This is a genomic window from Cellulomonas sp. PhB143 (assembly GCF_003752595.1).
GTDB lineage: Bacteria > Actinomycetota > Actinomycetes > Actinomycetales > Cellulomonadaceae > Paraoerskovia.
Map to the genome: position 1 here is coordinate 257574 of NZ_RKIJ01000011.1, position 21150 is coordinate 278723.

Consider the following 21150-nt stretch of genomic DNA (forward strand, 5'->3'; position numbering starts at 1 on the left):
CTGATCCGTCGAATCTAGGGGCCGAGTTCGACGTCTCGGCGGTGCGGTGCCCGGCGGTGCGGGGCGGGTGGCGGTCAGTCGAGGTCCCGCACCGCCCGCGCCTCGACGTCCTGCAGCACCTCGTCCGCCACCTCGGGGCTGACCTGCCCGTGGTTGCGCTCGCGGATGACGAGGGTGCGCTCGACCTCGTTCGCGAGGCGCAGCAGCTCGTCGACCTTGACGCCCAGGTCCTCGTCACCGCCGGCGGAGCGTGCGTCGGCGAGCGCCTGCTGCGCCGAGAGGTAGCCCTCGTACTGGTGGGCGACGGCGTCGCGCACCGCCTGCGGGTAGGTGCTGTCCGCACGGACCGAGTCCAGCGCGGCGCGCGACGCCCGCTCGCGCAGCGCGGCGATCTCGTGCGCCTCGTCGACGGTGCTGCCCACGTGCAGCCGCTGCACCAGCGGGGCGAGCGTGAGCCCCTGGAGCACGAGGGTCGCGAGCACCGTCACGAGCGCGACGAACACGACCTTGTCCCGGTCGGCGACCAGGCCGCCGTCGTCGGTCACGAGGGGCAGCGCGAGCGCCGCGGCCACGCTGACGACGCCCCGCATGCCGGCCCAGGAGACGACGGCGGTCTCGCGGTTCGTGAACGTGTCGGGCAGGTCGCGGCGTGCGGTGACGCGCCGCACCACCAGCACCGAGACCCAGACCCACACGAGGCGCAGCACGATCAGCGCGCCGACGACCCCGAGGGCGAGCGGCAGCGCCGACCCGGCGACGGGGCTGTGCTCGATGACGTAGGTGAGCTCGAACCCGATGAGGACGAACACGATGCCGGTGATGACGTAGTCGAGGAACTCCCACACCGACCGGCCGAGCAGCCACCCCCCGGAGGTGACCGACGTGTGGCTGACGGACCGCAGCAGCAGCCCGAGGGTCAGGACCGCGAGCACGCCGGAGCCGTGCAGCTCCTCGGCGATCAGGTAGGCCGCGAACGGCAGGGCCAGGGTCACGAGCGTCTCGGGGAACGGGTCGTGCAGGTGCCCCAGCGCGCGGTGGCCCAGCCATCCCGCCACGAGTCCGACGACGACGCCGCCCACCACGCCCAGCAGGAGGTCCAGGCCGACGCGCCCCGCGGAAATCTCGCCGGTGACGACGGCGGCCACGGCCACGTTGTAGAGCACCAGCGCCGTGGCGTCGTTGAACATGCCCTCGCCCTCGAGGACCGTGACGACCCGGCCGGGCAGGCGCAGGCGCCGGGCGACGGCGGTCGCCGCCACCGGGTCCGGCGGGGCGACGATGGCGCCGAGCACGAACGCCATGCCCCACGGCAGGCCCGCCGCGTGCGCGAGCACGGCGACGAGCCCCGCCGAGGCGAGGGTGAGGAAGACGGCGAGCAGGAGGATCGGGCGCGCGTTCGAGCGGAACTCGTGGGCGGTGGAGCGCTGGGTCGCGGCGAAGAGCAGGGGCGGGAGGACGACCGGCAGGATCAGGTCGGGGTCGATGCGCAGGTTCGGGACGAACGGGAGCAGCGGCAGCGCGAGGCCGAAGATCGTCAGCAGCACCGGCAGCGGCACGCGCAGCCGGTCCGCGAGCGGGGTCAGCACGACGACGCCCGCCAGCAGCGCCGCCCACAGCAGCACGCTCTCCATCGGTCCCGTCCACCTCCGGCCCGTCGACCCGCTCCGTTCGCCGTCCGTGCCCGGGAGGGCGCGGCGACCCCGCGGTCAGTCTGCCGTGCGGCCCGCCGGAGCGCGCTACGGCCGCGCCGCGAACCGTTCCAGGAGGTCGGCGTGGCCGGAGACGACCAGCAGGTCGTTCGCCATGATCCGCGTCTCCGGCACGGCGTAGACGAAGTCCTCGCCCGGCGACTTCACGCCCATGATCGTCACGCCGTAGCGCTCGCGGATCTTGGACTGGGCGAGCGTGAACCCCTCGAGCTCGCGCGGCGGGCGCATCTTGACGATGGTGAACCCGTCCTCGACCTCGATGTAGTCGAGCAGCTTGCCGGAGACGAGGTGCGCCACCCGGTTCCCGGCGTCGGCCTCCGGGAAGACGACGTGGTGGGCGCCGATGCGCTGCAGGATGCGCCCGTGCTCGGCGGAGACGGCCTTGGCCCAGATCTGGGGGGTGCCGAGGTCGACGAGGTTGCCGGTGATCAGGACGGAGGCCTCGAGCGACGTCCCGACGCCGACGACGGCGACGGGGAAGTCGTTCGCGCCGAGCTGCTCGAGCGCCGTCGGGTTGGTCGCGTCCGCCTCGACGAGCGGGAACTGTCCCGAGTGCTGCGCCACCAGGTCGGGGTCGCGCTCGACGGCGAGCACGTCCTGGCCGAGGCGCTCGAGCGTGGAGGTCAGGGCGGTGCCGAACCGGCCGAGGCCGATCACGAGCACGCCGGAGCTCTTGGCCGGAGCCTTCTTGTCGGGCACGGGGAGGGCCTTTCGTGGGCGGGACGTCGGTGGTCTGGGCGGGGGCGGGGCGCGGTGTGGCCGTCAGCCGATGATCGGGCGTTCCTCGGGCATGCGCACGATGCGGCGGCGGTCGCGCAGCGCGAGGGCCGCGGCGAACGTCATCGTGCCGGTGCGTCCGACGAACATGAGCGCGACCAGCACGTACTTGCCCGCGATCGGCAGGGTCCCGGTCACGCCGGTGGACAGCCCGACCGTCCCGAACGCGGAGATCACCTCGAAGAGGACGACGTCGAGCGTCCACCCGGTGATCTCGAGCAGCAGGATCGAGGCGATCAGCACGGCCGACGCCCCGATGAACGTCACCGCGATCGCGAGCCGCAGGGTGTCGCGGGGGATGCGCCGCCCGAAGGCGTCCATGTCGCGGTCGCCGCGGGCCTCGGCGACGATCGCGATCAGCATGACGGCCAGGGTCGTCACCTTGATGCCGCCCGCGGTCGAGGCCGAGCCGCCGCCGACGAACATCAGGGCGTCGGTGATCAGCCAGCTCGACTCGTTCATGTTGCCGACGTCGACGGTGGAGAACCCGCCCGAGCGCGGCATCACCCCGGCGAACAGGGAGGTCAGCAGCTTGGTCGGCCAGTCGAGCGGGCCGAGCGTCCCGGGGTTGGTCCACTCGAAGGCGGCGAACAGGACGGTGGCGACGACGACGAGGGCGGCGCTCGTGGTGAGCGTCAGCCGCGTGTGCAGGCTCCAGCGGTGCCGCCCGCGGCGGGAGCGCAGGACGTTGAGGATCACCGGGAACCCGAGCGAGCCGATGAACACCCCGACCAGGATGGGCACCAGCAGGAGCCAGTCGCTCGTGTGCGGGGCGAGCCCCTCCGCCGTCGGGATGAATCCGGCGTTGTTGAAGGCGGAGACGCCGTAGAACAGGGCGTGCCAGGCCGCCCGCCCGGGGCTGTCCTCGAGGACGAGGAACCGCGGGAAGAGCAGGACGGCGATCGACAGCTCGAGGGCCGTCGAGGTGACGATGACGACCCGCACGAGCGAGCCGACCTCGCCGAGGCGGGTCGTCTTCGTCTCCGCGGCGGTGAGCAGCCGCTGCGTGAGGCCGATGCGGCGGGAGACCGCCATCCCGAGGATCGAGGCGAGCGTCATCACGCCGAGGCCACCGATCTTGATGCCGAGCAGGATGACGACCTGCCCGAACTCCGACCAGTAGGTGCCGGTCGGGACGGTGACGAGCCCGGTCACGCACACCGCGGACGTGGCGGTGAACAGGGCGTCGACGAAGGGCGCGTGCCGCCCCGACGCCGTCGCCCACGGCGTCGCGAGGAGCAGCGTGAACACGACGATGACCCCGGCGAAGACCGTCACGGCGAGCCGCGCCGGCGCCTGCCGCGCGAGGCGGTCGATGAGCTCGCGACCCGCGAAGACGCGGGTCGTGACGCTGTGGGCCATCGGTCCTCCGGGTCGCGGTGCACGGGCGGTCGCTCGCTCGCCGCAACTCTGCCACGATCACCGGTCCCGGGCACGGATCGGCGGTACCGTGAACCATGCCCGACGCCGCCCCGTCCGTGCCGGACGTGCCTCCGCCGCCGGAGACGGTCCGCCTCCTGTGGACCTACGACTTCCTGGACTACGACTTCGGCATCGAGCACCCGATGTCCCCCGTGCGGCTCGACCTGACGATCGCCCTGGTCCGCGAGCTGGGCCTCGCGCCGTCCGAGGGGGTGACGGTGGTCGAGCCCGTCATCGCCTCGGACGAGACGATCGCGCGGATCCACGAGCCCGCCTACATCGCGGCGGTGCGCGCGGTCTCCGCGGGCGCGGTCCCCGACGAGAGCCTCGGCCTCGGGACGCAGGACGACCCGGTGTTCCCCGCGATGCACGAGGCCTCGGCGCGGATCTACGGCGCGTCCTGCGACGCGGCCGCGGCGGTCTGGTCGGGCGCGGCGACCCACGCCATCAACGTCGCCGGGGGGATGCACCACGCGATGCCCGGTGCCGCGGCCGGGTTCTGCGTCTACAACGACGCGGCGGGGGCGGTGCGCCGGCTGCTGGACGACGGCGCGCAGCGGGTCGCCTACGTCGACCTCGACGCGCACCACGGCGACGGCGTCGAGCTCGCGTTCCGCGACGACCCGCGGGTGCTGACCTTCTCGGTGCACCAGAACCCGATGACGCTCTTCCCCGGCACGGGCTTCGCGACGGACACGGGCGGCCCCGGCGCGCCCGGCTCGGCGGTCAACCTCGCCCTGCCGCCGCGGACGGACGCCGCCGGGTGGCTGCGCGCGATCGACGCCGTGCTGCCGCACGCCCTGCGCGCGTTCGCCCCGGAGGTGATCGTCAGCCAGCACGGCTGCGACTCGCACCGCTTCGACCCGTTGTCCGACCTGCGCACGTCGGTCGCGGCGCAGCGCACCGCGGCGGTCTGGGTGCACGAGCTCGCCCACGAGCTCTGCGGCGGGCGGTGGGTCGCGCTCGGCGGCGGGGGCTACGCCGTCGTGCGGGTGGTGCCGTTCGCCTGGACGGGCGTCCTGGCGGAGGCCGCCCACCGGCCGTTCGCCCCGGGCACCCCGGTCCCGCCCGCGTGGCGGGCGCGGGCGCAGGAGATGACCGAGGACGTCCTGCCGACGACGATGGACTGGCCCGACGTCGAGTTCGCGCCGTGGTCGGCCGGGTACGACCCGGGCGTCGAGCTCGACCGGGCCGTCCAGGCGACCCGGAGCGCGGCGTTCCCGCTGCTGGGGCTGGACCCCCACCACTAGCGGTTTCACCGCCCGGCGGTGCAGCGGGTAGGATGTCGACGGACTTCTCACGGTCGGGTCCCCGACCGGGATCCATGACCCGGTCATCACGACTCGAGTCGACCGACTCCCGACGAGTATTGCGAGGAACCCATGGGCTCCGTCATCAAGAAGCGCCGCAAGCGCATGGCGAAGAAGAAGCACCGCAAGCTGCTCCGCAAGACGCGCCACCAGCGCCGCAACAAGAAGTAGCGGCACCTGCGGAACGAGCCCGGCCCCCCTGGGGACCGGGCTCGACGCATGTGCGGGCCACGCGCGTGAGGGCTCAGGCTCGCCGGCCGCGCAGCGAGCGCCGCACGGAGCGCAGCACCATGCCCGCCGCCCACGCGGCGCCGGCCCAGCTCAGGGTCGTCGCGCCCCGGCGGGCGGCCCGGTTGCGGCGCCCGCGGAACTCCCGCACGGGCCAGCCGATCCGCGCGGCGTGCCGGCGCAGGCGGGCGTCGGGGTTGATCACGCAGGGGTTGCCGACCGCCTGCATCATCGTCACGTCGTTGAGCGAGTCGCCGTACGCGTAGGAGCCGGCGAGGTCGATGCCGCGCTCCTGCGCCAGCCGGGCGACGCCCTCGGCCTTCGCCCGGCCGTGCATCATGGGGCCGACGAGGCGCCCGGTGTAGACGCCGTGGTCGTGCTCGGCGACGGTGCCCAGCGCCCCCGTCGCCCCGAGCCGCCGGGCGAGGAGCTCGCCGATCTCCAGCGGCGTGGCCGAGACCAGCCAGACCTCGTGCCCGGCCGCGAGGTGCTCGTCGAGCAGCCGCTTGGTGCCGGGGAAGATGCGCAGCTCGAGGACCTGGTCGTAGACCTCCTCGCCGACCGCCACGACCTCGGCCACGGTGTGCCCGGCGACGATGGACAGGGCGCGCTCGCGCACGCGGGCGATCTGCGTGGCGCGTTCCCCCACGGCGAGGTAGCGGGCCTGGTGCACGGCCATCACGGCGAGCTGGCGCAGCCCGAAGAACTCGCGGCGGTAGAGCGCCTTGGCGAGGTGGAAGGCCGAGGCGCCGCGGATGATCGTGTTGTCGACGTCGAAGAAGGCCGCGGTCACCGGGCCCGGGGCGGCGGCGGGCCCGGGGACGTCGGTCATGGGACCCAGCGTAGGGGGTCGCGGGCTACGCTGGTCCGCGTGCCCGACGCCGTCCCTCGCGTGATCCTCTACACCCGCCCGGGGTGCCACCTGTGCGAGGACGCGCGCACCGTCGTCGGGCGCGTGTGCGCCGACGCGGGGGAGCGGTGGGCCGAGGTGGACGTCGACGCGGCCGCCGACCCGGCGCTGCGCGCCGAGCACGGGGAGCACCTGCCGGTCGCGGTGGTCGACGGCGTGCAGCACGCCTTCTGGACGGTCGACCAGGGGCGGCTCGCCCGCGCGCTGGCGCGGCCGCGAGGAGCAGCGACGCGCTAGCATGTGAACTTCCGCACGAGCGAGGCAGGAGCACGACGTGGACCGCGACGACGCGACGACCGGGCCGGACGTCCCGCCCGCCACGGTGGGCCGCCTGCCGCGGTACCTGCGGGCGCTGCACGGCCTCCTCGAGCGCGGGGTCCCGACGACGTCGTCGGCCGAGCTCGCCGGGCTCGCCGGCGTGGGGTCCGCCCAGCTGCGCAAGGACCTGTCGTTCCTCGGGTCGTTCGGCACGCGCGGGGTCGGGTACGACGTCGAGGCGCTCATCGGGTTCATCACGGCGACGCTGGGGATCGAGAGCGTGCACCGCGTCGTCATCGTCGGGATCGGCGACCTCGGCCACGCGCTCGCGAACTACACCGGGTACACGCGGCGGGGCTTCGAGGTGGTCGGCCTGTTCGACACCTCGCCCACGGTGATCGGGACGACGGTCGCGGGCGACGTCGTGCGCGACGTCGCGGAGCTGGCCGGCGTCGTCGCGGGCGAGTCCGTGTCGATGGCGATCCTGGCCGTGCCGCGGGACGCGGCGCAGGCGGCCGCGGACGCCGTGGTCGCCGCCGGGGTCACGGGGATCCTCAGCTTCGCCCCGCTCACGCTGCAGGTCCCCGAGCACGTGGACGTGCGCGGCATCGACGTCGCGAGCGAGCTGCAGATCCTCGCCTTCCACGCCCAGGCGCGCGCGGGGCTGCCGGCGGCCGGGACGGTCGCGCCGGCGATCTGACGTCGCGCCGCCGCCCCGGGCACGACGGACGCCGGCGACCAGGGGGTGTCGCCGGCGTCCGGTTCGTGGGCCCCTGACGGGGCGGGGCGTCAGGCCTGCTTGATGGCCGACAGGTCGAGCGCGATGGTGATCTTGTCGCCCACCAGGACGCCGCCGGCCTCGAGGGCCGCGTTCCAGGTGAGGTCGAAGTCCTTGCGCGAGATGGTGGTGCTGGCCTCGAACCCGGCGCGGGGGTTGCCGAAGGGGTCCGTCGCGGTGCCGGTGAACTCGGTCGCGAGGGTCACGGGGCGGGTGACGCCGTTGACGGTGAGGTCGCCCGCGATCGCGAAGTCGGCGCCGTCGGCCGTCACGGCGGTGGAGGTGAAGGTCCAGGTCGGCTTGTTGGCCGCGTCCCAGAAGTCGGCGCCGCGCAGGTGCTCGTCGCGGTTGGTGTCGCCGGTGTTCACCGAGGCGGCGTCGAGCTCGGCGGTGACGGTCGAGGTCTCGACGGTCTCGCCGACGGCGATGGTGCCCGAGGTGATCGCCAGCGTGCCGCGGACCTTGGAGATGCCCGCGTGGCGGACGCTGAAGGTCGCGAGGGAGTGGGTGGGGTCGATCGTGTAGGTGCCGGCCGTCAGGTCGCCGGGGAGCGTCGTGGTCATGGTGGTCTCCTCTGAGTCGTTGAAGGTTCAACTATGGACGCCGGGGCAACGCGACGCAACCCCGATCTGTTCCCGGGCGGGGCCCGCGGGCGCCTGGTAGAACGGAGCGCACGGCAGCGACGGGCGGAGGCACCCATGAGCACGGTCTGGCTCGACGCCGACCAGCAGCTCGCGTGGCGGCGCTACCTGGAGGGCCGGGCCCGGCTGCACGACGCGATCGGCCGCGAGCACGACGCGCACCTGAGCGTCTCCCTGGAGGAGTACGAGGTGCTCGTCCGCCTCTCCGAGTCGCCCACGGAGTCGGTGCGCATGTCCTCGCTCGCGGACGGGCTGGCGCACTCGCGCAGCCGCACCACCCACACGGTGCGGCGCATGGAGGACCGCGGGCTCGTGCGGCGCGGGCCGGTCCCCGGCGACCGGCGCGGTGTCCTGTGCACGCTGACGGAGGAGGGCCGGCGCACGCTGGTCGCCGAGGCGCCGGCCCACGTCGCCGCCGTGCGCCGCTACCTCGTCGACGTGCTCACCCCGGACCAGCTGCGGACGCTGGGCGAGGCCATGGACGCGGTCACCGCCCGGTGCCGCGAGGACGGGGTCTGCTGAGCGGTCTGCGCAGGCGTCCGTCGAACGTCCCCGGCCGCCCCGAGTGTTTGGGACACTGGTGGCATGGTCACCACGACGGTCCACCTCATGCGCCACGGCGAGGTGCACAACCCGGACGGCATCCTCTACGGGCGCATCCCCGGCTACCACCTCTCCGAGCGCGGTCGCGCCATGGCGCAGCGCGTCGCCGAGCACGTCGCCGACCCGGCGAACGGGTTCGACGTCGCCGCGGTGGTCGCCTCGCCCCTGCAGCGCGCGCAGGAGACCGCGACGCCGGTCGCGGAGGCGCTCGGGGCCGAGCTCGGCACGGACGAGCGGCTGATCGAGGCGGGCAACCACTTCGAGGGCATGACCTTCGGCGTCGGCGACGGCTCCCTGCGCCACCCCGAGCACTGGCGCTACCTGTGGAACCCGCTGCGCCCGTCGTGGGGTGAGCCGTACACCGCGCAGGTCGCGCGCATGGCCGCCGCCGTCAAGGACGCGCGGCGCGCCCACGAGGGGCGCGAGGTCCTGCTCGTCAGCCACCAGCTCCCGGTGTGGGTCACGCGCCTGAGCATCGAGGGCCGGCGCCTGTGGCACGACCCGCGCAGGCGCCAGTGCTCGCTCGCCTCGCTGACCTCGCTGCGCTTCGAGGACGGCCGGTTCGTCGGCCTCAGCTACACCGAGCCGGCTGCCGACCTGCTGCCCGGCGCGGCCCGGACCGCGGGAGCCTGAGGGGTGCGTCACACGCACCCCCGCGGGGCCCGGGTTTCTCAGCACGCGCCCAGGAACGTCGGAGAGCCTGCACGCATGACCCGAGCCGCCGGCACCCCTGCGCGCCGCGGTGCCTCGCGTGCCCGTGGTGCGGCCGTGCTCGGCCTCCTCGGCGCCGGGCTGCTGCTCGCCGGGTGCACCCAGGACTCGGGCGTGACCGGCGGGGGCGGCAGCGACGTCGTCGGGCAGGGCTACGTCTCCGGTGACGGCTCGGTGCGCACCTGGGAGCCCGACGACCGCTCGGACCCGGTCGAGCTCTCCGGCACGGACTTCGACGGCGACCCGGTCGACGTCGCGGACCACCGCGGGCAGGTCGTGGTCCTCAACACCTGGTACGCGAGCTGCGCACCCTGCCGCGCCGAGGCGCCGACGCTCGTCGCGCTCGCGAAGGACCGCGGCGACGACGTCCAGGTCATCGGCATCAACGGGGTGGACGACGCCGGGGCGGCCCAGGCCTTCGAGCGCACCTTCGCCGTGCCCTACCCCTCGATCGCGGACACCGACGGCAGCGCCGTCGCGACCCTGCAGGGCACCGTCCCGCTGCAGGCCGTGCCGACGAGCGTCGTCCTCGACCAGGACGGTCGCGTCGCCGCGCGCGTGATCGGTGAGGCCGAGGCGTCCACGCTCGACTCGCTGGTCGACGACGTCCTCGCCGAGGACTCCTGATCGTGGGCGGCGACCTCGCGGCGACCGCGTACTCCGGCAGCCTCCTCCTCGCGGTGCCCGTGGCGCTGCTCGCCGGCCTCGTCTCCTTCGCCTCGCCGTGCGTGCTGCCGCTGGTGCCCGGCTACCTCGGGTACGTCGGCGGCATGGCGGGCGCCAGCGCGGTCCCCGCGACCGCCGGCGCCCCCGGCGCGGGCGCACCAGCCCCCTCGCGCGCGTCGCGGCGGCGCGTCGTGGGCGGCGTCGCGCTGTTCGTCGCCGGGTTCGCCGTCGTCTTCGTCGCGCTGACCGTGGTGGCGGGCGCTGCCGGCTCCCGGCTCCTCGCCCACCAGGATGCGATCCTGCGGGTGCTCGGCGTCGTCGTGCTGGTCATGGGACTGGTGTTCATGGGCGCCTTCGGGTTCCTGCAGCGTGAGCGCCGGTTCCACGTCGCGCCGCGCGCGGGCCTGTGGGGCGCGCCCGTGCTGGGCTTCGTCTTCGGCCTCGGCTGGGCGCCGTGCATCGGCCCGACGCTCGCGGCCGTCATGGCCCTCTCGCTCGACGGCGGGTCGGTGGGCCGGGGGGCGGTCCTCGGGCTCGCGTACAGCCTCGGCCTCGGGCTGCCCTTCCTCGCCATCGCGCTCGGGCTCGAGTCCTCGCAGCGGATGGTCGCGTTCATGCGCCGGCACCGGGTCGCGATCATGCGCACCGGCGGCGCCCTCCTCGTGGTGCTCGGCCTGCTGCTCGTCACCGGCGTGTGGCAGTCCTGGAGCGCCCAGATGGCCGGCTGGGTCGGCGGATTCGAGCCGGTGATCTGATGGCCAGGACCGACGACACGACGGAGTCCAGGGGCTATCGCCCCGAGGGCGTCGACGACGTCTTCACCGAGGGTCGCGGCGCGGGCGCGAGCGACACCCCGCCCGCCGCGCCGAAGAGCGGCCCGGCGCTGCCCGCGCTCGGCGTGCGCGGCACCCTGCGCTGGACGTGGCGCCAGCTGACGAGCATGCGCGTCGCGCTCATGCTGCTCATGCTCCTCGCGGCGGCCGCCGTGCCGGGCTCGGTGCTGCCGCAGCGGCGGCTCGACGCGGGCGCCGTGCAGCGCTACCTCGACGACCACGCGACCCTCGGGCCGTGGCTCGACCGGCTCGGGTTCTTTGAGGTGTACTCCTCGGTCTGGTTCTCGGCGATCTACATCCTGCTGTTCGTCTCGCTCGTCGGGTGCATCCTGCCGCGCACCGGCGCGCACCTGAAGCAGCTGCGGGCCCGGCCGCCGCGCACCCCGCGGCGGTTCGACCGCTTCCCCGCGCGGGCCGAGGCCACGACCGACGCGGGCGTCGACGAGGTGGTGGGCGCCGCCGTCGGGCACCTGCGCGGGCGGCTGCGCTGGCTGCCGAGGTTCCGGGTGGTCGCCGAGGCGCCGTCGGGCACGCCCGAAGCGCCAGTGCGCACGGTCGCCGCCGAGCGCGGCTACCTGCGCGAGACGGGCAACCTCGTCTTCCACCTCGCCCTGGTGGGCCTGCTCGTGTCCGTGGCGACCGGGCAGCTCCTGCACTACCGCGGTCAGGCGATCCTCACGGAGGGGCGCGGTTTCGCGAACGCCGTCGTCGACTACGACTCGTTCGAGAACGGCAAGCTCTTCCGCCCCAGCACGCTCGTGCCGTTCACCATGCGCCTGGACTCCTTCGACGCGAAGTTCACCGCGGAGGCCCAGCCGCGCGACTTCACGGCGCACGTGACCGTCACCGAGCCCGGCGAGGACCCGGTGAAGGAGCAGATCAAGGTCAACCACCCCCTCACCGAGGGCGGGGCGAAGGTGTACCTGCAGGGCAACGGCTTCGCGCCGTCGGTCACGGTGCGCGACGCCGACGGCCAGGTCGCGTTCTCCGGACCGGTGCCGTTCGTGCCGCAGGACAACGTCTACACCTCCCGCGGGGTGATCAAGGTCCCGGACGTCTCGCCGGGGCTCGACCAGCTCGGGTTCGTGGGGTTCCTCCTGCCGACGGCGGAGATCAGCGACGCCGGCGCGCTCTCGCTCTACCCGCAGCCGTACAACCCGCGGCTCGTGCTCGACGTGTACTCCGGGGACCTGGGCCTGGACGACGGCGTCCCGCAGAACGTCTACCGGCTCGACACCGACAAGATGACCGCGGCGACGGACAAGGACGGCAAGCGCGTCTCGCTGATCCTCCAGCCGGGCCAGACCGTCAAGCTCCCCGACGGGAAGGGGACGATGACGTTCGACTCCCTCCCGCGGTACGTGGGCCTGGACCTGCGCTACGACCCGTCGCTGGTGTGGGTGCTGACCTTCGCGCTCACGGCACTCGGCGGGCTCATCCTGTCGCTGTTCGTCCCGCGCCGCCGCGTCTGGCTGCGCGTGACGGGCGGGGCCGGACCCGACGGGCGTACCGTGATCACGGTCGCCGGGCTCGCGCGGCACGACGACGCCGGCCTGCAGAACGAGGTCGACTCGCTCGTCGCGGCGCTCCCCGGAGCGTCCGACCCGCCGGGTGCCCCCGAGGAGCCCGCACCACCCGCAGAGCAGGAACGAGGAGAGAGCGACCGATGACGTCTGACCTGAGCACGATGCTCGTCTGGGGTGCCGCGACAGCGCTCGCTATCGCGCTCGTCTCGTTCGCGTGGGATCTCGCGGCCCTCTCGGGTCGCGTGGTCGAGGCGCGCGACGCCGCCCGGGCCGCCACCCTTGATGCCACGCAGAAGGGCGCACCCGTGCCCGCCGGTGCGAAGACCTCCGACGCCGCGCTCGCCGCGGGGGCCGGCGGGGGTTCCGTGGCCGTGCGCGCGAAGGCGCCCGCCGCGCCGGCCAGGTCGGACGGGCCGGGGCTGCCCGCGGCGCCCGACGGCGGGCGCCGGCGCTCACGCGCCGCCGGCATCGCGATGGCCACGACCACGCTCGCGTGGGCCTTCCTGCTGGTGGCGATCGTCGTGCGCGGCATCGAGGCCGGGCGCGCGCCATGGGCGAACATGTACGAGTTCACGCTCGTCGGCTCGTTCGTCGCGCTCAGCGTCTTCCTCGGCGTGAACCTGCGGCGCGACGTCCGGTTCCTCGGCGTCTTCGTCACCGGGCTCGCGACGCTGTTCCTCGTCTTCGCCCAGGTGCGCCTCTACGTCGTGGCCGAGGGCGTGCAGCCGGCGCTGCAGTCGTACTGGCTCGTGATCCACGTCGGTGTCGCCCTCACCGCGACCGGCATCTTCACGGTCGCCTTCGTCACGTCCGTGCTCCAGCTCCTGCGCGACTCGCGGGACAACGGCTCGGCCGTGCTGAACCGGCGCGGGTGGGCGTGGCTCGACACGACGCCGGGGGCGACGCAGCTCGAGGTGCTCAGCTTCCGGCTCAACGCCGTCGCGTTCGTGCTCTGGACGTTCACGGTGATCGGCGGCGCCATCTGGGCCGAGCACGCGTGGGGCCGCTACTGGGGCTGGGACCCCAAGGAGGTCTGGAGCTTCGTCGTCTGGGTCGTCTTCGCCGCCTACCTGCACGCGCGCACGACGCGCGGCTGGTCCGGCCGCCGGGCCGCCTACTTCGTGATCGTCGGGTACGCGTGCGTGCTGTTCAACTTCACGGGCGTCAACCTGATCTTCAACGGTCTGCACTCGTACGCGGGGCTCCCGCAGGACAACTGAGCGGGCCCTTCGCCCGGGCGCCGGCCCGTCAGCGGGGCTCGGCGCCGGGGTCCTGCGGGGCGTCGTCGTCGCCCGGGTCGGCCGGTCCCTCGGGGCCGGGCGTGCCCGACGCCTCGTCGCCGCCCTGCGCGCGGCGCCGGCGCTCCTGGTCCAGCTTCCAGAGGAAGTCCGGGTCGTCGTCCGGCGCGACCGGGCGCCCGCCGCGTCGGGGCCGACGGCCGCCGGGACGCGTGCCCGGGGTGCCCGACGCCGGGTATCCGGGCCCGGCGACGCGGGCCGACCGGCTGCGCCGGGAGACGATCCACGCGAGCGGGCCGAACAGCGGCAGCACGACGATGAGCACGTACCACAACCCCTTGGGGATCCCGCCGCGCTGCTGCTCGTCGCTGTCGGCGCAGTCTGCGAGGGCGTAGACGGCGAGGCCGACCAGGACGAGGACGAACAGCACGCGGAGCATCCTTCCAGGATATGCGCCCGGGGGCTCGGTGGTTCCTCCGCCGGTTGGCGGACGGCTGACGGGGATGTGACGGGACGGGACGCGGGACCGTCGTGGTCCGCTGGTTGTCAATGTCTGCCTGGGGCGCGTACCTTTTGCTCACCATCGCGATCCGAGGCCTCTCGTGTGAGCGCTCTGGGGCCCGCCTTGTGGTGTGGGTTCTGGTTGTGCGTGTCACCCGCCGGGGGTGCCGTAGGGATTGTGAAGGGGTGCGCCCGATGGGTGTGGTCTCTGCTGTGTTTGGTGTGCCCGGCTCCGGATGCGGTGACCGCGTCGGTCAATGCCCGGTTGGCGGGGGAGCGGGTGGAGAACCTCGCTGCGCGGACGACGGATTCATCGACGTTCGCGTTGCCGGACGGGACATGGCAGACGTCGTCGGCGACGGGTCCGGTGTGGGTGCGTGCGGGTGGGGACGGTACGTCGTTGGACGACTGGGCTGCGCAGGACTCGACGCTGGTCCAAGGGACGGACGGGTCGTATGCGCCGGTCGCTCAGGCGGGTGCGATCAGGGTCTCGGGTGCCACGACGGCTGTTGGTGGGGCGTCGGTGGTGGCCTCGTTCACGGACCCGGGCACGGGCGTGATGTCGCAGCTGACGTATCCGGGTGACCTTCCTGCGCCGACGGTCGAGGGTCCTCGGGCGACGTTCGCGGACGTGCAGCCGGGCGTGGACATGGTCGTGGATGTGACCGGGACCGGGGTCGAGCAGTTCTTCGTGATCGCCGACCGGCCGGTAGATCCTGCGGCCGTGGAGCTGTCGACGACCGTCAAGGCGACGGGCAAGGCTGCGGCGTCGTCGAAGGTCGTCGCGAAGGAGTCCGACCCGTCCGACGGTGATGTGGCCCGGCTCGTCACCAGCGATGGTGAGCGGGTTGCGGGCGTCACGCAGCCGATGATGTGGGATGCGAGGTACGACCAGACCTTGGCGAACCCGGTGACGGTGGCGTTCGACTCGGCGGCGCAGCCGGGTCTGTGGACCGGCACGGCGCAGGGCCGGGCCCAGACCCGGGCGGCGGAGTCGGCCGCGGCACCGGTATCCGCCGGAGTGGACGTGGCGGACGCGATGGGTGCGGAGGTGCCGGTCGCGACGGAGGTGAGCGCGAAGGGCGCGGCGGCGCGGATCGATCTGACGTCGGCCGGCGCCGGCGAGCACGGTGGCCAGGGCGCGGCGAGTGTCGCGGACTACTTGGCCGATCCGGGCACTGTGTTCCCGGTGGTGGTCGACCCGTCGGTCTCGCTCGCGGTGTCGTTCGACACCTATGTGCAGTCGAGCGCGTCGACGCCGAAGTATTCAGATGGTGAGCTTCGGTTGGGGACCTATGACGGGGGTACGACGAAGGCACGGTCGTTCATCCATGTGCATGTCGACCCGATCGTGGGTACGAAGGTCTCTTCTGCGACGTTGAAGCTGTGGCAGAACCACTCTTACTCGTGCAGCGCACGGCAGTGGGACGTGTGGTCCTCGGCGATCGCGTCGACCTCGACGGTGTGGTCGAACCAGCCGGCGTTGGTGAACAAGTGGGCGTCGTCGTCGTCGACGATGGGGTACTCGTCCTCGTGTGCTGCTGGGTGGTCGAGCGTGTCGATCACGTCCCTGGCGCAGGCGTGGGCGGACAACGGGGGCAGCTCTCACGCGATGGCGCTGCGGGCCACGGACGAGACCGACTCCTACGGGTGGAAGATCTTCAACTCCGCGGACGCCTCGTCCGGCAAGCCGACGGTGACCGTCACGTACAACTCATACCCGAAGACGCCGAGCACGACGCGTCACGCGTCGGGGCAGTACGTGTGGTACCCGAACTCCTCGGATCCTGACCGGGTGCTGTACGTCAAGACGACCAAGCCATCGTTCTATGCGACGGTCTCGGACGCTGACGGGGGCAACGTGCGTGGGCTGTTCGACGTCCTGGACGGCACGAGCCTGGTCTGGAACAAGGTCGCGGGTGCGTCGGTGGCCTCTGGTGGCGTCTCGACGGTCGGTACGGGCGGCGCGGCGCTGACCAACGGCCGGTCCTACACGGCGCGGGTGTGGGCCAGTGACGGGTCGCTGACGTCGAAGTCGTCGGCGGCGATCAGCCCGTTCACGGTCGATACGTCCAGGCCGTCGGCGCCGGGTGTGGCCTCGAGCGCCTTCGCGAACGGTGCTTGGACGGATCCGGCTCCGGCGTCGAACACGTTCACCCTGACCGGGGGGAACCCAGACGTAGTCGGGTTCCAGGAGCTCGTCGACGACGACACCGACTGGCGTGACCTCGCGGTGTCCTCGGGATTGGGGACCTCGACGCCGAAGGCGACGTGGAAGTGGACCCCGACCGGATCGCACAAGGTGCAGTTCCGCACCGTGGACAGGGCGGGGTGGACCTCGGCGGCGACGGCGTTCACGTTCGGGTCGGGTGGGGCGGGTCTGTCGTCCCCGGTGGACGGGACCAAGACCACCGACAAGCTCACCGTGAAGGCTGCGGGGCCTGCGGACGCGAACGGGACCGCGACCGCGACCGCGTACTACCGGGTGGCGGGCGGCGCGGCAGGTGCCGGCGACGGCTCCGTGAACGGATCGACCGCCGGGTGGAGCGCGATCGACGGTTCGGCGGTGACGTTTGCCAAGGACACGGCGGTCTCCTACTCCAAGGCGGTCTCTGCGGGGCAGATCGCGGCGGCCGCGAGCAACGACCGGCGCACCCTGCAGCTGCAGGTCCAGGTCTGTATCACCTACTCCTCGGGGACGACGAAGTGCACGTGGAACGCGGCGGCGGACGCGAAGAACAAGCCGACCGTCACCCGGATCCCATCGGCGTTCGGCGAGGACTACCCGGTCGCGGACGCGGGGCCGGGACAGGTGGCACTGTGGACCGGTGAGTTCCAGACGAGCGAGACCGACGCGGACGTGCCCGGGTACTCGGGAAACCTGTCGATCTCGCGCACGTACTCCTCCCTGGCCGGGGCCGACGCGGACTCGGTGTTCGGGCCGGGCTGGACGGCGTCGTTCGACGGGGCAGACGTAGGAATGGGCGGCTGGGACGTGGTGGACAACACCACGGTCGACGGCACCGTCGCCCTGATCTCCGATGCGGGGGACCTGCTGATCTACAAGCAGAACAGCACCTCGCGCGGGGCCCAGTGGGTGGGTACCTACCTGCCCGCGGACCAGGACACCAAGACCGCGGGCGGTGTGCTGAAGGTGGCTGCCGGGTCGCCGAAGACGATGACGTTCACCGATTCGGACGGGGTCGTGACGAACTTCGCGTTCACCGGTGGTGACTGGCAGGTGACGTCGGTCAAGGACCCGGCGGATCCGGCCTCGACCCAGTATGTGCGGATCCCTTCCGGGCAGGTCGGCGCCGGCCAGATCGGGCGCATCCTCGCTCCGGCGCCGGCCGGGGTGACGTGCAGCGCCGCGTTCCAGGCGGCCCTGGCCGCGGGCTGCCACGCCTTGGACATCACGTACCAGAACCTCACCGTCGGCTCGGGCACCAAGTCCGTCGTTGCGAAGATCTCCTACGTCGCCTACGACCCGGACAAGAGCGGTGGCGCGGGCATGAGCACCGTCGATGTTGCGACGTATGCGTACAACGCGGCGGGACAGCTGGCCACGGTCACCGACCCGCGCACCCACCTGATCACCGGCTACGCCTACGCGGGCACCTCGGAGACGGGACAGCCCTTGCTGACCCGTCTGACGCCGGCCGGGCAGGCTCCCTCGACAATGACCTACGGGCCGGTGAGCGCCGCGTCCCCGAGCGGATCGGCGTCGACGGCCGCCACGACGAGCACCGGCCTGCTGTCCGTCTCGCGCGCCAAGGCGGACGGCTCGGCCGGGACCGAGCAGATCGCCCGGTTCGTGTACTCGATCGACCCCACCGGGCGAGTCAGCGGCCTGCCAGACATGCGGCCGACCGACACCGACGACCCGAGCGTGGGTGTGGGACGGTGGGGCCAGGTCCAGGCACCGACCTACGGTGCGGCGGTGTTCGGCCCCGACCGCAGCGGTGTGGGCGGCTCGAGCCCGGCAGCGGTGAACGCCGCGGACTGGCCGTACGCGGACCTGCAGTACACGAACGCGGATGGGCGCGTGATCAACACCGCGGGCTCCGGTGCCGGGGGCTGGGCGTACACCGAGACGGTCTACGACGAGCACGAGAACGTGTGGAAGTCGTGGGACCAGCGCGCTATCGCAGGCATCCTGGCCGCAGGGCAGGGCGGCGCCCTGGACAGCGACGACCTGGACTCCTACGCGAGCGTGAGCACATACAACACGACGGACATCACCCTGCAGTCCGTGACGGGCAGCAGCACCACGAAGGCCGACGGACCGGACGGCAAGGGGACCGTGGCGCCGACCGCGGTGCTGGTTCCCGCCGGGACGCAGGCCGTGGACGTGTGGTCGCCGGCAACCGACGACGACCAGCGCACCCATGCCCACACCGACTACGACCAGGGCGCGCCGAACTTCGGCGTCAACCCGACCACCGGTCAGGCCTGGGGCCTGGCGACCACGCTCACCACGACGACCGTCGATGCCACCGACACCGTCCCGGGGTCGGGGGAGGCGGTGATCGCCAAGTCCGTGACGAAGTACGACCCGGTCGACGGCGCGTCGGTCACGGGCGCCACCTCGGGGTGGGTGCTGGGTTCAGCGACCCGCTCGACCACGGTCACCGATTTCGCGACCGGTGCGGGGATCACCGCCACGACACTCTTCGACACCGAGGGGCGCGTGGTCAAGAGCGTCGGGGCGAACGACGTCGCAAGCTCGACCACGACCGCCGGCACCCAGCTGAGCACCTACTACACGGCGGGCGGCAGCGGAACGTGCGGGGCACGCCCGCAGTGGGCCGGTCTGGCGTGCCAGACCACCACCGGCGAACCTGTCGCGAGCGTCCCGGTGGACACGACCGCGAAGTACTCGCTGTGGGGCGCCGCGCAGGTCGAGACCGAGGTCAAGGGCGCGGTGACGCGCACGACGACCACCAGCTTCGACGCGGCCGGTCGCACGACCGGTGTGCACACCGGTGTGGTGGGCCTATCGTCCTCGACGCCGGTCGAGGACACCGTCACCCACTACGACCCGGCGACGGGCCTGGTCGACTACACCGCCACGCAGGACCCGGCCACGCACGCCGAGACCGGTCGTACCTCGACGAGCTATGACGCGTGGGGGCGGACCGTCACCTACACCGACGCTGCCGGCGCACGCACAGCCACGACGTACCGGGCCTCCGGGTCTGATGGTGCCGGGTCGCCGGCGAGCGTCGCGGACAGCCAGTCCTCGACGGTCTTCGCCTATGACGCGGCGGGCAACACCACAGGGCAGGTGACCACGGCCGGGACGCGGACGGTCGCCTACGGGGCGACGTATGACGTGGTCGGGGACGTGGTGAGTCAGTCCTTGCCGGGCGGGGTGAACCAGACCAGCACGTACTCGCGTGACGGGCAGCTGTCGGAGTTGGCGTACGACGGTCGTGCGGTGGACGGCTCGAGCGCGGCGATGCTGACCTGGACGGTCGCCTCGGACGTCCAGGGCCGCACCACGGGGGTGGAGACCAACGCGGGTATCGGTGCTGCGGGTTCGGAGCAGTATCAGAGCGTGGGGCGGGCCCTGGGCTATGGGTATGACAACGCGGGGCGGCTGACGTCGGTGACCGATGACCGTGAGGGCGTGTGCCAGGAACGCACGTACGCCTTCGACGCGGACGGCAACCGTACGGGCCAGGGCGCACGGACCGTGGGTGGTGGGTGCCAGGACGCGGGTGCGCCGGTGCGGTCCACGGTGACCAAGGCCTGGTCCTACGACGGTGCGGACCGGGTCGTGAGGTCCGCTGCGGTGCACACGGTCGTGAGTTCGACCGATGAGGACGGGGCGCAGACGAGCGTGGCGGGCGACACGGCCGCGGTCGGGTACGGCTATGACGAGCTGGGCCGGGTCACGACCCTGCCTGCGGGGGACACCCCGGCCGCGCTGGGCGCCGAGGCGTCCGGGCAGGTGCTCGCGGCCGGTGCGGTGAGCATCGGGTATGACGACAGCGACGCGGCGCGCACCATCACTCAGGACGGGACGCGCACGGCGTACGCCCTGGACCCGGCCGGTCGGCGTTCGACGTCGACGACGACCGCGCCGGGGGCTGAGGCGGTGAGCACGGTGCGTGACTACGGCGATGAGGGGGACAGCCCCTCGTTCGCGACCCAGAGCACCGGGTCGGGGGCCGGCGTGGTCAGCGTGTACGGGTCCTCGATCGGTGGCGACCTCGGCTTCGACATCACCGGTGGAAACGTGAGCCTGGACCTTGCCGACCCGCACGGGGACACGATCACCACGGTCACGGTCCCCACCGGCGGGGACGTGGCGCTGTTGTCCTCCCCGGTCCTGGTCTTCGACGAGTACGGCGCCCAGTGCACCGACCTGACCGGGACCGCGCCGGGCGACGGGACCCTGACCGGCGGTGCAAGTGCTACAGCTGGCGTGACCGGGGCCCTGAACTACGGGTACCTCGGCGCGAAGCAGCGGGCCACCGATGCCAGCGGCCTGCTCCTGATGGGTGCACGCCTGTACAACCCGGCCACGGGACAGTTCACCTCGACCGATCCCGTCGCGGGAGGCAACACCACCGCCTACGCCTACCCCCAAGACCCCATCAACAGCTATGACCTCAACGGAGCTTTCAGACTCTTCGGTCACCGAAGCTATACTTCCAGACATTGGCGCGGAATGTTGCAGGTTGCAGCGTTTGCTGGTTGCTTGGTGTTAAGCGCCGGGGCGTGCCTCGTTGCAAGCGTTGCGACGGCGGGAATCACCGCAATACACCATTCGAGGCGGCGAGGTTGGTCTTGGGATCGGCACGCTGCGATCCGCGACAGCGCCTATGCTTTGGCGGGTGGAGTGGTGGGCCGGTCAATTTCTGGAAGTTGGCGTGGTGGTGCCATCGTTCGAAGGGCGCTCGGGCGGCACTCGCGTGTACGGACGGGATATCGGCATACGGCACGGAACGTGGCTCTTAACGGTGTTGTGGGAGGCTCCTTTACGTACGCGAGCTACCGCTTTGGCAGGCTCTCGCGCGGTAGGTGGTGA

Annotated in this window: 17 protein-coding genes; 11 read left to right on the forward strand and 6 right to left on the reverse strand. The window is 72.7% G+C overall.

Features of this window, described 5'->3' with window-relative positions; all coding sequences use genetic code 11:
- Positions 1-74: 74 nt before the first annotated feature.
- The 3 genes from EDF32_RS07430 to EDF32_RS07440 form a co-directional block, all read right to left on the reverse strand.
- Positions 75-1631 carry a Na+/H+ antiporter gene (locus EDF32_RS07430; RefSeq protein WP_123307889.1) on the reverse strand — a complete coding sequence of 519 codons (1557 nt, stop codon included), beginning with the start codon at positions 1629-1631 and terminating at the stop codon, positions 75-77.
- Positions 1632-1736: 105 nt separating this feature from the next.
- Entirely contained in the window at positions 1737-2408 is a 672-nt protein-coding gene (locus EDF32_RS07435; protein ID WP_123307890.1) for a TrkA family potassium uptake protein, read from the reverse strand.
- Between the two features lie 63 nt (positions 2409-2471).
- Entirely contained in the window at positions 2472-3848 is a 1377-nt protein-coding gene (locus EDF32_RS07440) for a TrkH family potassium uptake protein (RefSeq protein WP_123307891.1), read from the reverse strand.
- 95 nt (positions 3849-3943) lie between these two features.
- On the opposite strand from EDF32_RS07440, the gene EDF32_RS07445 reads away from it, so the two are divergent.
- Both EDF32_RS07445 and EDF32_RS07450 read left to right on the forward strand, forming a co-directional pair.
- Positions 3944-5158: an acetoin utilization protein AcuC gene (locus EDF32_RS07445; RefSeq protein ID WP_123307892.1), complete on the forward strand. Its 1215-nt coding sequence runs from the start codon at positions 3944-3946 to the stop codon at positions 5156-5158.
- 132 nt (positions 5159-5290) lie between these two features.
- The gene (locus tag EDF32_RS07450) at positions 5291-5389 is read left to right on the forward strand and encodes a 30S ribosomal protein bS22 (protein WP_003792170.1); all 99 of its coding nucleotides are present in this window, start codon (positions 5291-5293) and stop codon (positions 5387-5389) included.
- Positions 5390-5462: 73 nt separating this feature from the next.
- Here EDF32_RS07450 and EDF32_RS07455 read toward each other — a convergent pair whose 3' ends face one another.
- Positions 5463-6278 (reverse strand): HAD family phosphatase, encoded by an 816-nt coding sequence (locus EDF32_RS07455; protein ID WP_123307893.1) that lies wholly within the window; start codon positions 6276-6278, stop codon positions 5463-5465.
- A 39-nt stretch (positions 6279-6317) separates the two neighbouring features.
- Here EDF32_RS07455 and EDF32_RS07460 point away from each other — a divergent pair, with 39 nt between their 5' ends.
- Positions 6318-6593, forward strand: a complete 276-nt coding sequence (locus tag EDF32_RS07460; protein ID WP_233565783.1) for a glutaredoxin family protein — start codon at positions 6318-6320, stop codon at positions 6591-6593.
- 37 nt (positions 6594-6630) lie between these two features.
- On the forward strand, positions 6631-7314 hold the full coding sequence (locus tag EDF32_RS07465) for a redox-sensing transcriptional repressor Rex (RefSeq protein WP_123307894.1): 684 nt from the start codon (positions 6631-6633) through the stop codon (positions 7312-7314).
- Between the two features lie 89 nt (positions 7315-7403).
- Here the strand turns inward: EDF32_RS07465 and EDF32_RS07470 are convergent, their stop codons facing one another.
- The gene (locus EDF32_RS07470; protein ID WP_123307895.1) at positions 7404-7955 is read right to left on the reverse strand and encodes a YceI family protein; all 552 of its coding nucleotides are present in this window, start codon (positions 7953-7955) and stop codon (positions 7404-7406) included.
- A gap of 135 nt (positions 7956-8090) precedes the next feature.
- Here EDF32_RS07470 and EDF32_RS07475 point away from each other — a divergent pair, with 135 nt between their 5' ends.
- From EDF32_RS07475 to ccsB, 6 genes are all read left to right on the forward strand, one after another.
- Positions 8091-8555, forward strand: a complete 465-nt coding sequence (locus EDF32_RS07475; RefSeq protein ID WP_123307896.1) for a MarR family winged helix-turn-helix transcriptional regulator — start codon at positions 8091-8093, stop codon at positions 8553-8555.
- Between the two features lie 63 nt (positions 8556-8618).
- Positions 8619-9269, forward strand: coding sequence for a histidine phosphatase family protein (locus EDF32_RS07480; protein ID WP_123307897.1), 651 nt, complete (start codon positions 8619-8621; stop codon positions 9267-9269).
- A gap of 75 nt (positions 9270-9344) precedes the next feature.
- Entirely contained in the window at positions 9345-9974 is a 630-nt protein-coding gene (locus EDF32_RS07485) for a TlpA disulfide reductase family protein (RefSeq protein ID WP_123307898.1), read from the forward strand.
- 2 nt (positions 9975-9976) lie between these two features.
- Complete coding sequence (locus tag EDF32_RS07490; protein WP_123307899.1) at positions 9977-10768, forward strand: cytochrome c biogenesis CcdA family protein; 792 nt, start codon at positions 9977-9979, stop codon at positions 10766-10768.
- Positions 10768-12516 carry a cytochrome c biogenesis protein ResB gene (locus EDF32_RS07495; protein WP_123307900.1) on the forward strand — a complete coding sequence of 583 codons (1749 nt, stop codon included), beginning with the start codon at positions 10768-10770 and terminating at the stop codon, positions 12514-12516. The genes EDF32_RS07490 and EDF32_RS07495 overlap by 1 nt, the downstream gene beginning before the upstream one ends.
- Complete coding sequence (ccsB, locus tag EDF32_RS07500; protein ID WP_123307901.1) at positions 12513-13592, forward strand: c-type cytochrome biogenesis protein CcsB; 1080 nt, start codon at positions 12513-12515, stop codon at positions 13590-13592. Before EDF32_RS07495 ends, ccsB begins: the two co-directional genes overlap by 4 nt.
- A 28-nt stretch (positions 13593-13620) precedes the next feature.
- On the opposite strand, the gene EDF32_RS07505 is transcribed toward ccsB, so the two are convergent.
- Positions 13621-14049 carry a PLD nuclease N-terminal domain-containing protein gene (locus EDF32_RS07505; protein ID WP_123307902.1) on the reverse strand — a complete coding sequence of 143 codons (429 nt, stop codon included), beginning with the start codon at positions 14047-14049 and terminating at the stop codon, positions 13621-13623.
- A gap of 588 nt (positions 14050-14637) precedes the next feature.
- Here EDF32_RS07505 and EDF32_RS07510 point away from each other — a divergent pair.
- Positions 14638-21150, forward strand: coding sequence for a DNRLRE domain-containing protein (locus tag EDF32_RS07510; protein ID WP_148061578.1), 6513 nt, complete (start codon positions 14638-14640; stop codon positions 21148-21150).